The following is a 13,034-nucleotide window of genomic DNA, read 5'->3' as shown; positions in this document are numbered from 1 at the left end:
CCCGATCAGACCGAAAGCCGTGCGGCATGGCTGCCGCGTTCGCGGTAAGGCGTGGTGTCGTAATGCGACCGGTAGCATTTGGAAAAATGCGATGGTGACGCAAAGCCACAGGCCAAGGCCACGTTGATCACGGTCATATCCGTTTGCATCAACAGATTGCGGGCCTTTTGCAGCCGTAATTCCATGTAATACCGCTTGGGACTGCGTGACAGATACCGCCGAAAAAGCCGTTCAAGCTGCCGTGTCGACATACCAACCTCTTTGGCAAGGACCGCTGGGCTGATGGGATCTTCGATGTTTTGCTCCATCATTTGAATCACACGGCTCAACTTGGGGTGACGCACCCCGATACGGGTCGGGATCGACAGGCGCTGTGTATCCTGATCGGTGCGGATGGACGAATAAATCAGGATGTCGGCGACAGCATTGGCAAGGTCCTCACCATGATCATCTGCGATCAGCTTGATCATCAAATCAATGGATGCGGTGCCGCCAGCGGTTGTGATCCGATTGCCATCAACGACAAAGACAGACTTTGTCAGCTCGACCTCTTCAAATTCTTCGGAAAAACTATCCTGGTTTTCCCAGTGGATCGTCGCTTTCTTGCCGTCCAGCAGCCCTGCACGGGCCATCGTATAGCCCGCTGTGCAAAGCCCTGCGATGGTCACACCACGGCGCGATTCGCGTCTGACCCAGTTCAGAATGCGTTTTGTCGTGGCTTGTTGCACATCAACACCGCCGCACAGCATGATCGTATCGTCACGGTCCAACTCGCTCAGGTCGCTATCAACCCGGAACACACAGCCGTTTGAACACGACGCTTCAACGCCATTTTCGCTCATGATGGTCCAGCTATAAAGCGGCTTGCCAGCGGTGCGGTTGGCGATGCGCAGGCTTTCAACCGCGGCGGCAAAGCATAGCATTGTGAAGTTTTCCATCAGCACAAAAACAAACCGCCGAGGCTTGCCTTCGTGATCAACTTCCACAATTTGGGGTTCCATTGACATCGCCGTATTCCGTGGTCGCGTATTCCGAAAAAGACCTCATCAGGTTTGCAAGCTGGCGACAAGGAAAAAGTCACGCATGCTGTGCTTTGTCTGCCCTGTTGTTGCACGCTATTTTCCCATTGGCGCGCCGCCCGCTGCGCGCTATACGCAAAGCCTGATAACGCTAACCGACCTCGATATGGAGCAAGATGATGACTGACTGGCAAAAATCTGACTGGCGCAAAAAGCCCCGGGTCCAGATGCCTGAGTATACTGACGTAGCAGCGCTAAGCGCTGTTGAAGGTCGTCTTGCCAGCTATCCGCCCTTGGTTTTTGCCGGTGAGGCCCGAAAACTGAAAGCCGAATTGGGTGCTGTCAGCCGCGGCGAGGCATTCTTGCTGCAAGGCGGTGATTGCGCCGAAAGCTTTGCCGAGTTTGGTGCAGACAGCATTCGCGATACCTTCAAGGTCATGCTGCAAATGGCGATGGTTCTGACCTATGGCGCGAAAGTGCCAGTGGTGAAAGTGGGCCGCATGGCGGGACAGATGGCCAAACCACGTTCGGCCCCAACCGAAACGATGGATGGTGTGGAATTGCCCAGCTACCGTGGTGACATCATCAACGGGTTTGATTTCACCCCTGAAAGTCGCATTCCTGATCCAGAGCGGATGAGCCAAGCCTATATGCAGGCCGCCGCGACGCTGAACTTGCTGCGTGCTTTTTCGACCGGTGGTTTTGCCAATGTACATGAAGTGCACAAGTGGACCCTTGGTTTTACCGACAGCAATGAAGTGCAAAAATATAGCGATATGGCGGGACGCATCAGCGACACGCTGGACTTTATGGAAGCGGCGGGTCTGACGACGGATACCAACCACGAACTGCAAACCGTCGATTTCTACACCAGCCACGAGGCTTTGTTGCTGGAGTATGAAGAGGCGCTGTGCCGTCTGGATTCGACATCCGGCAAATGGCTGGCCGGGTCCGGTCACATGATCTGGATCGGCGATCGCACACGCCAGCCTGATGGCGCGCATTTGGAATTCTGCAAAGGTGTGCAGAACCCCATCGGTCTGAAATGCGGCCCGTCGATGACCAGTGGCCACCTCAAGGCGCTAATGGCATCGTTGAACCCTGAAAACGAAGCAGGGCGTCTGACATTGATCGCACGCTTTGGGGCCGGGTCTGTGGGTGAACATTTGCCCCGCCTGATCAAAGCTGTGGAAGAAGAAGGTGCCAATGTTGTTTGGACCTGTGACGCGATGCACGGCAATACGATCAAATCTTCCTCTGGCTATAAGACCCGCCCGTTCGAAAGCGTGCTGCGCGAGGTGAAGGAATTCTTCGCAATCCATAACGCGGAAGGCACTGTGCCGGGCGGTGTGCACTTTGAAATGACAGGCAAGGACGTGACCGAATGCACCGGCGGCGTGCGTGCTGTGACGGATGAAGATCTGTCCAGCCGCTACCACACAGCCTGCGATCCGCGCCTGAATGCATCGCAATCACTGGAACTTGCGTTTCTTGTCGCGGAAGAGCTTTCGGCCCGTCGCGATACAATCGCGCAGGCCAAAGCAGGCTGATCAACCGTTATTGACCACAAGTTTCAGGGCCGGGCGTGCAGCGTCTGGCCCTTTTGCATGGACGCGCGGGATCAGTTGGGTAGTGGCAAGTTGTACGCCAATCGGTTCATGCCGAATGCGCGCACCTTGGGGGATTATAAACCGCCGGGGCCGGGTGCCACCGTCCTGATCTGTCACCAAGGCGCCCAACATGCGCGTCGCGTTGTTTTCGCGGTCGCGCAGCGGCAAAAGCAGCATCGTTCCGGTCAGTGGCGGGCGCAGCATTGTGCCCGGTGACGCAAGCGGAATACTGACGATCGCCGGGCCGGTAAACGCCGCCTCAAGAAGGTTTTGCACCTGATCACGGGCCTCTGCCTGAAAAAGTGTGGTCAACGGCATGCCGCGCGCGTCCATCTTCAACAGATCATGCAACCGCTGCCCGGCGACCCGGAACCGTGCCGTGCCGGGGGCCACCCGTTGCAGGATAAAGGCGTGGGGCAGGGCGCGGTCGATCTTGCTGGGTGCAATTTCGGTGCGGGCTGGCAGTTGCTGGGCGTGGCGCAATGTTTGCCAATACTGCTCAAGGCTTTGCAAAACAGGTGCGTTCTGTCCCGGCTTCAGGGCTTGGCGGCGCTCTTTTAATTGATCACTGATATCCATACTCGTGTCCTCGTTCCTTGCCCCGATCGGGGGTAGACTGGTTGTGCTTTAATAAGTTTTTAACAAACTCTTTCGCGTTAACCATTTAACAAAGTGTTAAGTGGTTAACGGCGCAGAGGTCGCACCCTCTTGCTCCGCCCCTCAGATTGGCTTTAGGTGCGGGGGCAATAAATGACAGGCGGCCAGACCCGATGACCTATTCCATGACAGCATTTGCAAGCCGTACCGGCACCCTTGGGGCCGCATCATGGAGCTGGGAAATGCGGGGTGTGAATGCACGCGGTCTGGATCTGCGTTTGCGGACACCCGATGGCATCGAAGGGTTGGAGCCTGCGCTGCGCGGCGCGCTGACCAAAGCGTTGGCGCGCGGCAACGTCACGGTGAACCTGCGGCTGCACCGGGAAGAAACGGGCGGGGCATTGGCCGTTGATGAGACCTATTTGGACGAGGTGCTGAAAGCCTTGGATCAGGTGCAGGAGCGCGCCTTTGCAATGGGTGTAACGTTGGGCCAGCCAACAGCGGCGGACGTCTTGGCGCAGCGCGGGGTGCTTGTTGCAGGCAAAACCGACGATGAAACCAGCGCACTGGCCGCGGCATTGATTGCTGATATCGGCCCTTTGGTCGCCGACTTTGTGGCGATGCGTCAGGCCGAGGGTTCGGCCCTTAAAACCGTGATTGCCGATCAATTGGATCAGATTGCCGAATTAGTCGCGCAATCAGAAAAAGCGGCGCAAGCACGGGCACCGCAGGTCAAGGAAAACCTGACAGCAGCCCTGCGCCGGGTGATGGATGATGTCGCAGAGATTGAAGAAGCCCGGGTCGCGCAAGAACTTGCGCTGCTGGCCGTCAAATCGGACGTCACCGAAGAGATTGACCGGTTGAAGGCCCATGTTGCGGCCGCCCGCGATCTGTTGGCGCAAAATAAACCCGCGGGCCGCAAACTTGATTTTCTTGCACAGGAATTTAACCGCGAAGCGAATACGCTGTGCGCCAAAGCACAAGCGCCCGCGCTGACGGCCATCGGCCTTGACCTCAAGGCGGTCATCGACCAAATGCGCGAGCAAATTCAGAATGTGGAGTAACTGATGACCCGACGCGGCCTTTTGATCATCCTGTCGTCACCTTCAGGGGCTGGCAAATCTACCTTGGCAGGTCGGTTGCGCACATGGGATGAAACGCTGCAATTTTCTGTTTCCGCCACCACCCGCGCCCCCCGCGCAGGCGAGGTGGACGGGACGGATTATTTCTTTGTGTCGGTCCCGGAGTTTCAGGATCAGGTCGCACAAGCAGGCATGCTTGAGCACGCGCGCGTCTTTGGCAACTATTACGGATCACCCAAAGCACCGGTTCAGACCGCCATCGAAAGCGGACGAGATGTGCTTTTTGATATCGACTGGCAGGGGGCGCAGCAAATCAGCAACTCGGCCTTGCAGGAACATGTGCTGTCGATCTTTATCTTGCCGCCCTCAATCACGGAATTGCATCGCCGGTTGGTCAGCCGGGGACAGGATGCGCCGGATATCATCGAAGGGCGCATGCAGAAAAGCTGGGATGAAATCAGCCATTGGGATGGCTATGATTATGTTCTTGTGAATGATGATCTGGACGCCACGGAAATGCAGTTGAAAACCATCATCAGTGCAGAACGTTTGCGCAGATCGCAGCAACCACAGTTGGTCGACCACGTGCGCAGCTTGCAATCGCAATTCGGAGAACGGACATGAGCCTTTATGCCCTTGGTGATGTAAAACCTGTTGTGGCGCAAAACGCTTGGGTCGCGCCGGGGTGTTATGTGGTGGGTGATGTCGTTCTGGACGACAAGTCATCAGTCTGGTTTGGATGCACACTGCGCGGGGATAATGAGCGGATCACGGTCGGGGCAGGCACCAATGTGCAGGAAAATGCTGTGTTGCACACAGACATGGGATGTCCGCTGACCATCGGTGCGGGCTGTACGATTGGGCATAAAGCGATGCTGCATGGCTGCGTGATTGGCGACAATTCACTGATTGGCATGGGGGCGACTGTGCTGAATGGCGCTGTGATCGGAAAGAACTGCTTGATTGGCGCAGGCGCGTTAATCACCGAAGGCAAAGTTATTCCAGACGGGTCTTTGGTGATGGGTGCACCCGGCAAGGTGGTGCGGGACCTGGATGAGGCGGCCATAAACGGTTTGCGCCTGTCCGCACTGAATTATCAGGAAAACGCAGCCCGCTTTGCACGCGACCTTAGTCCGTTATAATCCGGTTGTCGTTCGCAACGGGCGGCATGACAAGAATATCAAAATCCAGGTCCGGCGCATGCGCGCGCACTTCTTTGCGGATCATTTCGGCGTCAGGCAGGTTTTCGGTGATGGCGCGGTAACGTCCGTCGTAACCGAAAGTCACCAGACGCATCGCAACGTCCAGCACGTCAAAATCATCACCCATAAGCGGGGATAGAATGACCGATGGCGATAGATCATCAAGGGTCGTTTTCGTCAAAGCGCGCAGTTCACTAAACTGGATATGTGCAGAAGACGCAGTTTGACGACCTTCGGCATTCCAACGCGCAAGGTTACCTATCACCAAGGTTTTTTCGTCAAAATCCGCATCGGCTTGCGCCCTCAACTGGGTCCCGCGCCGTTTAGTTGCTTTGTCCATACTCGCTATCCAGTCTACTCAATCTACCTCACTCTCAACCGTGGGATATCACCTAAGGGTCGTAAAGGTATAAGCAACCATATCATCCGCAAAATTTGCTTTGTTGTGCGAGACATTTTGTCTCAGCTCTTCACATGGTATTGAAAAACCGTAAGAAAGCAGAATGACCTCTGAACGTATTGCCTCCGTTATTGACGCACTTTCGCTGCCTGTGTTGCTGATCGGCCCGGATGAACGTGTTCGGGCGACAAATGGGTTGGTTGATGCGATTCTGGGTGCTGGTCTTGTGGGCATGCATTACATCACTGCTTTGCGCCAACCGGCATTGATCGCGGCTATTGCTGATGCCATCGCCAAGCGTGAGGCCTGTGTGGTCCGCTATACCGGGCGCAATGGGCCCAAGAATACGGTTTATCAGATCAATATTGCCGCAACAGACGATGATATCCTGCTGACATTCGAAGACCAGACAGCTGCCGAAGATGCCAGTCAGATGCGCCGCGACTTTGTTGCGAATGTCAGCCACGAATTGCGCACACCGCTGACCGCGTTGTTGGGATTTATCGAGACGTTGAACGGGGCGGCGAAAGATGATCCCGTGGCGCGGGACCGTTTTCTTGGCATCATGGCAAACGAAGCAAACCGCATGACCCGGCTGGTGGATGATCTGATGTCGCTGAGCCGGGTGGAAGAGGACGAACGGGTGCGCCCGCGCGAACACGTGGATTTGGGCGCGCTGTTGTCGTCAGTGATCAAAGGGTTGGAACCACAGGCCAATGCGGCTGGTGTGACCGTGACGCTTAATCTGGTCACCACTGATGAAATGGTGCCGGGCGATGCAGGGCAGTTGGTGCAGGTGTTTACCAATCTTGTTGAGAACGCGATCAAATACGGTGCCTCTGGTCAGGTCGTCACCGTTCGGCTGCTTCCGCGTGCGATGAACCAACGATTGCGGTGTGATGCTGTTCAGATCAGCGTCAGCGACAAAGGTGACGGCATCCCGGCGCATCACATCGCGCGGCTGACGGAACGCTTTTACCGCGTCGATAATCACCGGTCCCGCGAAGTAGGCGGCACCGGTCTGGGGCTTGCCATTGTGAAGCACATTATCAACCGGCACCGTGGTCGGTTGCTGATCGAAAGTGACGAAGGGCAGGGCACGCAGGTCTCTGTTTTTCTGCCTACCGGCCCACTGTCATGAAACTTTTACATTCCTGTCACAAAAGGTTCGGGCGCGGGGCCTAAACGGATCGCGATGGTGGGGCGGCTCGCGCTCTGCCGATGTCTGACTGACAGGAGTAAACGGATGTCTTTCATGAAGCTGACCGCGACAACAGCGGCCATTGCCCTTACTGCCACAACATCTTTTGCACGCGACAACGTACAGGTTGCCGGGTCTTCCACGGTGCTGCCATATGCAGCCATCGTCGCCGAGATTTTCGGCGAGAACTTTGATTTCCCGACACCGGTTGTCGAATCAGGCGGATCTTCCGCCGGTCTCAAGCGGTTCTGTGAAGGCATTGGCGCCAACACATTGGACATCGCCAACGCATCCCGCGCGATCCGCCCCGCCGAGATCGAAGTTTGCGCCGAAAATGGCGTGACAGATATTATCGAAGTGCGCATCGGTTATGACGGCATTGTGTTTGCATCCGACATCAACGGGAACTCGTTCGAATTCACGCCAGAGGATTGGTACAAGGCGCTGGCAAACGAGCATTTCATCGACGGCGCACTTGTTGCCAACACGTTTGAGACATGGGACCAGGTCAACCCTGATTTCCCGGCACAACCCATTCAGGCCTTCATTCCTGGCACCAAACACGGCACACGCGAAGTGTTTGAAGAAAAAGTCATCCTTGCTGGTTGTGAAGACGGTGGTTTTTTTCAGGCCATGCTGGATGCGGGTGTTGATGAAGACACTGCCGAAGGCAAATGTATGGCGATCCGCACAGACGGCCGTTCCGTCGATATTGATGGCGATTACACCGAAACGCTTGCACGTATCGAAGCTGACACAAACGGTATCGGCGTCTTTGGTCTGTCATTCTATGAAAACAACACTGACAAGCTGCAAGTGGCGACAATGAACGGTGTTGTGCCAACAACCGAAAGCATCGCAGCGGCCGAATATCCTGTGTCGCGTCCGCTCTACTTCTACATCAAGGCAGGGCACATCGGTGTCATCCCTGGTGTAAAAGAATTCGCGGAATTCTTCGTTTCTGACGATATCGCCGGTCCAGATGGCCCATTGGCTGAATACGGCCTCGTGTCCGATCCAGAGCTGTCAGAGGTTCAGGAAACTGTCATGAACGAAACCGTTATCGGTTCCGGCTCGTAAACTAAACGCATCTTTCGGGGGCGTCGCAGGATGCCCCCGAAACACCACATGTTATGGAAAACACCCCATGCAATCGCTGACGACACCGCTTCTTTTGATCTTTGCGCTGGCCGTCATTGGCTATTTCCTGGCAAAGTCCCGGGCCCTTAAAGTGGCAGGCGGCGACGTGCGTGCGCTTGTGTCCCTTCCCAATCAGCATGCGTTGAACACGGCACTTTCGACTGCTGTGCCACCCGCTGCTGCCGTTCTTTTGTTCGCGCTTTACGCCCGATTGTCGGAAGGAGAACCGAACTGGCTGTTTTCATTGGTCATTCTGGGGCTTGGCGTGACCGGTTGTGCGCTGTCGCTGATCGGTATCAAAACAGAAACGCGTGCCCGCACTTATGCAGAGCGCTGGATATTGGGTCTACTGATCTTTGCCTCCAGCATCGCGATTATGACGACCGTTGGCATTGTGTTTTCGATGCTGTTCGAAACATTCAACTTTTTCGGCCAATACGACTGGCGTGATTTTTTCTTTTCACTGACGTGGTCACCGAATTTCCGTGGCGATTCTGATCTTGGGATTATCCCGCTGCTGTGGGGCACGCTTTACGTCAGTTTCATCGCCCTGCTTTTTGCAGTACCGATTGGTTTGTTCGCCGCGATCTACTTATCCGAATACGCAGGCCCACGTCTGCGGTCGGTGGCCAAGCCCGCGATCGAGGTTTTGGCCGGCATCCCGACAATCGTTTATGGCCTGTTCGCCCTGATCACCGTCGGTCCGCTGTTGCGGGATTACTTTGCAGAACCAATGGGGTTCGGGCAAAGTGCGTCATCGGTGATGACCGCTGGTCTGGTCATGGGCATCATGCTGATCCCCTTTGTAAGCTCGCTCTCTGACGACATCATCAACGCCGTCCCTCAAGCCATGCGCGACGGATCACTGGGCCTTGGTGCGACACCATCTGAAACCATCCGTCAGGTCGTGATCCCCGCCGCATTGCCGGGCATTGTGGGGGCCGTGTTGCTTGCTGCATCCCGCGCGATTGGTGAGACGATGATCGTGGTGTTGGGGGCAGGGGCCGCCGCCCGATTGTCGCTGAACCCGTTTGAGGCGATGACAACCGTAACTGTGAAAATCGTCAGCCAGTTGACCGGTGATACAGACTTTGCCAGCCCTGAAACGCTCGTGGCCTTTGCGCTTGGTCTGACGCTCTTTGTCATCACCCTTGGTCTAAATGTCTTTGCCCTCTACATCGTGCGCAAATATCGGGAGCAGTACGAATGAAAACCTCCCTTCTGGCGAGCGACGCACGCACCAAGAAACGCAACGCAGCAGAGGCGCGGTTCAAGGCCTACGGTCTGTCGGCCATTGTGGTGGCCATGTTGGCCTTGGCGATTTTGCTGACCTCTGTTTTGACAAACGGCCTGAGTTCATTTCAGCAGACTTTTATTTCGCTGCCCATTGAGCTGGCAGAGGAACGTGTTGACAAACAAGGCAACCGTGACCCGGCTGAGATGGCAAGAACCACAACCATCGGATATGCGCCGCTGTTGCGTGCCGCGATTGTTGCAGAGGTTGAACGCCAAGGTTTAACGACGGAACTGTCAGACAAAGATCTGGGCGACATGATCTCAAAAGAGGCGGCAGCGACGGTCCGCAACCGAGTGTTGGCCAACCCTGATCTGGTCGGCGAAACGATCACGTTCGATCTGTTGGCCGCTGGCCGTATTGACGGCTATTTCAAAGGCCGTGTGACGCTGGAAACGGCGGCATTGGATGGCAACACATCGCCAGAGGCATTGATGGTCGCGCAGGCATTGGCCGATGCGGGCGTGATCGAGACCAAGTTCAACTGGAACTTCTTTACCGCACCTGATGCATCCGTACAGCGCCCAGAGGCCGCGGGCCTTGGTGTGGCAATCCTTGGTTCGCTTTACATGATGCTGGTGGTATTGTTTCTGGCACTGCCCATCGGCGTCGCCTCATCCATTTATCTGGAAGAATTTGCGCCCAAGAACCGGATCACGGATATTATTGAGGTCAATATATCGAACCTCGCCGCTGTCCCGTCGATTGTTTACGGTATCTTGGGCCTTGCGATTTTCATCAACTTCATGGAATTCAACCAATCCTCGCCCTTGGTCGGTGGCTTGGTGCTGACCTTGATGACCTTGCCTACGATCATCATCTCGACCCGTGCAGCGCTTAAATCCGTGCCGCCGTCGATCCGCGATGCGGCATTGGGTGTTGGGGCGTCGAAAATGCAGTCGGTGTTTCACCATGTCTTGCCACTGGCCGCACCCGGCATCTTGACCGGCACGATTATCGGCTTGGCACAGGCCTTGGGCGAAACGGCGCCGTTGTTGTTAATCGGTATGGTGGCCTTCGTGCGCGAATACCCGGCAGCTTACACGCCAGAAGCAGGGCTGTTTGGTGAAGCATCTACTGCGCTGCCAGTACAGGTCTATAACTGGACCCAACGCTCTGACCCGGCGTTTGTCGAACGTGCATCAGGTGCGATCATTACATTGCTGGTGTTTTTGCTTATTATGAATGCGGTCGCGATTTACCTGCGTCGCCGGTTCGAGCGGCGCTGGTAGAGGAGTGAAGAAATGGAAGATTTAACACATGTGGATCGCGCTATGAGCACCGCCCAAGACATCAAGATTTCCGCAAAGGGCGTGCAAGTCCATTATGGTGACAACCACGCCATCAAAGACGTGAATGTTGAAATTGATGACAAGACAGTCACCGCTTTTATCGGCCCATCCGGGTGTGGAAAGTCAACTTTCTTACGCTGTATCAACCGGATGAACGACACAATTGATGTGGCACGGGTGACCGGTGATATCCGTATTGACGGCGAAGATATCTATGATCCCAAGGTTGATCCGGTGCAGTTGCGGGCCAAGGTCGGCATGGTGTTTCAAAAGCCAAATCCGTTCCCAAAGTCGATTTATGACAATGTTGCCTATGGCCCCAAAATCCACGGATTGGCCCGCAACAAGGCCGATCTGGATGAGATCGTGGAAAAATCACTGCGCAAGGCCGCCCTATGGAACGAAGCCAAAGATCGGTTGGCGTCGCCCGGCACCGGCCTGTCAGGTGGCCAACAGCAGCGCCTGTGCATCGCGCGCGCGATTGCGACGGCCCCCGAAGTGCTGTTGATGGACGAACCCTGTTCGGCGCTGGATCCCATCGCCACCGCCCAGGTCGAGGAATTGATTGATGAATTGCGCCAGAGCTTTTCTGTTGTGATCGTCACCCACTCGATGCAGCAGGCGGCGCGCGTTAGTCAAAAGACGGCGTTCTTCCACCTTGGCAACCTTGTGGAATACGACGACACCGACAAGATTTTTACCAACCCGCAGGACCCGCGCACGGAAAGCTATATTTCCGGCCGGATCGGGTAAGGAGCAGCCAGAATGAACGAACATATTTCATCAGCTTACGATCGCGATCTTGAAGGGATCACGACACTGATCATGAAGATGGGTGGTCTTGTCGAAGAAGCGATTTTGAAAGCGGCCAAATCGCTGGCTGACCGCGATGTTGAATTGGCCGAAGAAGTGCGCGAAGGCGACAAAATCATCGACGCCATCGAAATGCAGATCAACGAAGAGGCGGCGCGCACGATTGCCCTGCGCGCGCCCGTTTCCAAAGACTTGCGGTCGGTGCTGTCGGTCTTGCGTTTGGCCGCATCGCTGGAACGCATTGGCGACTACGCCAAGAATATTGCCAAACGCACAAGTGTGCTGGTCGAAATGACCCCGGTCAACGGATCTGACGCCGCCTTGCGCCGCATGGCCCGCGAGGTTGAGGGGATGTTGAAGGACACGTTGGATGCCTATGTGCGTGGCGATGCGGCACTGGCCGAAGACGTGCGTCAACGCGACCATGAGGTCGATCAGATGTATAACGCGCTGTTCCGCGAATTTCTGACCTTCATGATGGAGGACCCGCGCAATATCACGGCCTGTATGCATTTGCATTTCATGGCCAAGAACATCGAACGCATGGGTGATCTGACCACAAACATGGCCGAACAGGTGATCTATCAGGTAACAGGCGAGATGCCGGATGACGCCCGCCCCAAGGGTGACAAGACCGCTTTCGTGACAGCTCCGAGCTAGGGTAATGGCACAACAACCTCACGTTCTGATCGTTGAAGATGAGGCAGCCCAACGAGAAGTGTTGGCCTATAATCTGGAAGCCGAGGGGTTCCGGGTTACCCGTGCCGAAAACGGTGACGAGGGGCTTCTTTGTGTTGAAGAAAACGCCCCCGATGTCATCGTCTTAGATTGGATGATGCCAAACCTGTCAGGCATCGAGGTCTGTCGCCGCCTTAAGATCAAGCCAGAGACGCGCAGCATTCCGATTATCATGCTGTCCGCCCGATCCGAGGAGGTGGACAAGGTGCGCGGGCTGGAAACCGGGGCGGACGATTATGTCGTCAAACCCTATTCCGTGTCAGAGCTGATGGCACGCGTGCGCACACAATTGCGACGTGTCCGTCCGGCGACTGTGGGGCAGGTGCTGACCTATGAAGATATTGTGCTGGATGCCGAAACCTACCGTGTGACGCGCGACGATAACCCGTTAAAACTGGGACCAACCGAATTTCGCCTGCTGTCTACGTTCATGGAAAAGCCCGGCCGCGTCTGGTCGCGCGATATGCTGTTGGACCGGGTTTGGGGGCGCGATATCTATGTCGATACGCGCACCGTTGACGTTCATGTGGGCCGGTTGCGCAAGGTGCTGACACAACATGGCGGTAGCGATCCTGTGCGCACCGTGCGCGGCGCGGGATATGCCTTGGGGTAGGCGGGCCAGCATGACCCGCCGGAATATTTTAGT

General features: G+C 55.8%; 15 protein-coding genes. 12 read left to right on the top strand and 3 right to left on the bottom strand.

Translation table 11 applies throughout. From position 1 onward, the window contains the following. Window positions 1–5 precede the first annotated feature (5 nt). Window positions 6–1,007, bottom strand: coding sequence for a GlxA family transcriptional regulator (locus RCCS2_RS15180; protein WP_037294317.1), 1,002 nt, complete (start codon window positions 1,005–1,007; stop codon window positions 6–8). Window positions 1,008–1,083: 76 nt separating this feature from the next. Here RCCS2_RS15180 and RCCS2_RS18800 point away from each other — a divergent pair, with 76 nt between their 5' ends. After that, window positions 1,084–1,206: a hypothetical protein gene (locus RCCS2_RS18800; protein ID WP_008235828.1), complete on the top strand. Its 123-nt coding sequence runs from the start codon at window positions 1,084–1,086 to the stop codon at window positions 1,204–1,206. Beyond that, complete coding sequence (locus RCCS2_RS15175) at window positions 1,199–2,569, top strand: class II 3-deoxy-7-phosphoheptulonate synthase (protein WP_037294346.1); 1,371 nt, start codon at window positions 1,199–1,201, stop codon at window positions 2,567–2,569. Before RCCS2_RS18800 ends, RCCS2_RS15175 begins: the two co-directional genes overlap by 8 nt. On the opposite strand, the gene RCCS2_RS15170 is transcribed toward RCCS2_RS15175, so the two are convergent. Continuing rightward, window positions 2,570–3,208, bottom strand: a complete 639-nt coding sequence (locus tag RCCS2_RS15170; RefSeq protein WP_008235825.1) for a PAS domain-containing protein — start codon at window positions 3,206–3,208, stop codon at window positions 2,570–2,572. Between the two features lie 203 nt (window positions 3,209–3,411). Between RCCS2_RS15170 and RCCS2_RS18470 the strand changes: the two genes are divergently transcribed. The 3 genes from RCCS2_RS18470 to RCCS2_RS15155 are packed head-to-tail and all read left to right on the top strand — an operon-like array spanning window position 3,412 to window position 5,450. Beyond that, window positions 3,412–4,290, top strand: a complete 879-nt coding sequence (locus tag RCCS2_RS18470; protein WP_232204288.1) for a YicC/YloC family endoribonuclease — start codon at window positions 3,412–3,414, stop codon at window positions 4,288–4,290. Between the two features lie 3 nt (window positions 4,291–4,293). Beyond that, window positions 4,294–4,932 (top strand): guanylate kinase, encoded by a 639-nt coding sequence (gmk, locus tag RCCS2_RS18465; protein ID WP_008235820.1) that lies wholly within the window; start codon window positions 4,294–4,296, stop codon window positions 4,930–4,932. Further along, window positions 4,929–5,450, top strand: coding sequence for a gamma carbonic anhydrase family protein (locus RCCS2_RS15155; protein WP_008235818.1), 522 nt, complete (start codon window positions 4,929–4,931; stop codon window positions 5,448–5,450). The genes gmk and RCCS2_RS15155 overlap by 4 nt, the downstream gene beginning before the upstream one ends. Here the strand turns inward: RCCS2_RS15155 and RCCS2_RS15150 are convergent. Then, on the bottom strand, window positions 5,437–5,850 hold the full coding sequence (locus RCCS2_RS15150; protein ID WP_008235809.1) for a hypothetical protein: 414 nt from the start codon (window positions 5,848–5,850) through the stop codon (window positions 5,437–5,439). The genes RCCS2_RS15155 and RCCS2_RS15150 overlap by 14 nt on opposite strands. A 163-nt stretch (window positions 5,851–6,013) precedes the next feature. Here RCCS2_RS15150 and RCCS2_RS15145 point away from each other — a divergent pair, with 163 nt between their 5' ends. The 7 genes from RCCS2_RS15145 to phoB all read left to right on the top strand — a co-directional run bounded on the left by RCCS2_RS15145 (window position 6,014) and on the right by phoB (window position 13,001). Then, window positions 6,014–7,051 carry a sensor histidine kinase gene (locus tag RCCS2_RS15145; protein WP_008235794.1) on the top strand — a complete coding sequence of 346 codons (1,038 nt, stop codon included), beginning with the start codon at window positions 6,014–6,016 and terminating at the stop codon, window positions 7,049–7,051. 105 nt (window positions 7,052–7,156) lie between these two features. Next, window positions 7,157–8,191 (top strand): substrate-binding domain-containing protein, encoded by a 1,035-nt coding sequence (locus RCCS2_RS15140; RefSeq protein ID WP_008235790.1) that lies wholly within the window; start codon window positions 7,157–7,159, stop codon window positions 8,189–8,191. Window positions 8,192–8,258: 67 nt separating this feature from the next. Next, complete coding sequence (pstC, locus tag RCCS2_RS15135; RefSeq protein WP_008235789.1) at window positions 8,259–9,461, top strand: phosphate ABC transporter permease subunit PstC; 1,203 nt, start codon at window positions 8,259–8,261, stop codon at window positions 9,459–9,461. Continuing rightward, window positions 9,458–10,777, top strand: coding sequence for a phosphate ABC transporter permease PstA (pstA, locus tag RCCS2_RS15130; protein WP_008235788.1), 1,320 nt, complete (start codon window positions 9,458–9,460; stop codon window positions 10,775–10,777). Before pstC ends, pstA begins: the two co-directional genes overlap by 4 nt. Before the next feature lie 12 nt (window positions 10,778–10,789). Next, window positions 10,790–11,590 carry a phosphate ABC transporter ATP-binding protein PstB gene (gene pstB / locus RCCS2_RS15125; RefSeq protein WP_008235787.1) on the top strand — a complete coding sequence of 267 codons (801 nt, stop codon included), beginning with the start codon at window positions 10,790–10,792 and terminating at the stop codon, window positions 11,588–11,590. Window positions 11,591–11,602: 12 nt separating this feature from the next. After that, window positions 11,603–12,310, top strand: a complete 708-nt coding sequence (phoU, locus tag RCCS2_RS15120) for a phosphate signaling complex protein PhoU (RefSeq protein ID WP_008235786.1) — start codon at window positions 11,603–11,605, stop codon at window positions 12,308–12,310. A gap of 4 nt (window positions 12,311–12,314) precedes the next feature. Further along, window positions 12,315–13,001, top strand: a complete 687-nt coding sequence (gene phoB, locus RCCS2_RS15115; protein WP_008235785.1) for a phosphate regulon transcriptional regulator PhoB — start codon at window positions 12,315–12,317, stop codon at window positions 12,999–13,001. Window positions 13,002–13,034 lie beyond the last annotated feature (33 nt).

The sequence above is a fragment of the Roseobacter sp. CCS2 genome, from assembly GCF_000169435.1.
In the GTDB taxonomy this organism is placed as follows: domain Bacteria; phylum Pseudomonadota; class Alphaproteobacteria; order Rhodobacterales; family Rhodobacteraceae; genus Yoonia.
The sequence above is the reverse complement of the archived record's forward strand: the minus strand, read 5'-3'. Positions and strand labels throughout refer to the sequence as shown.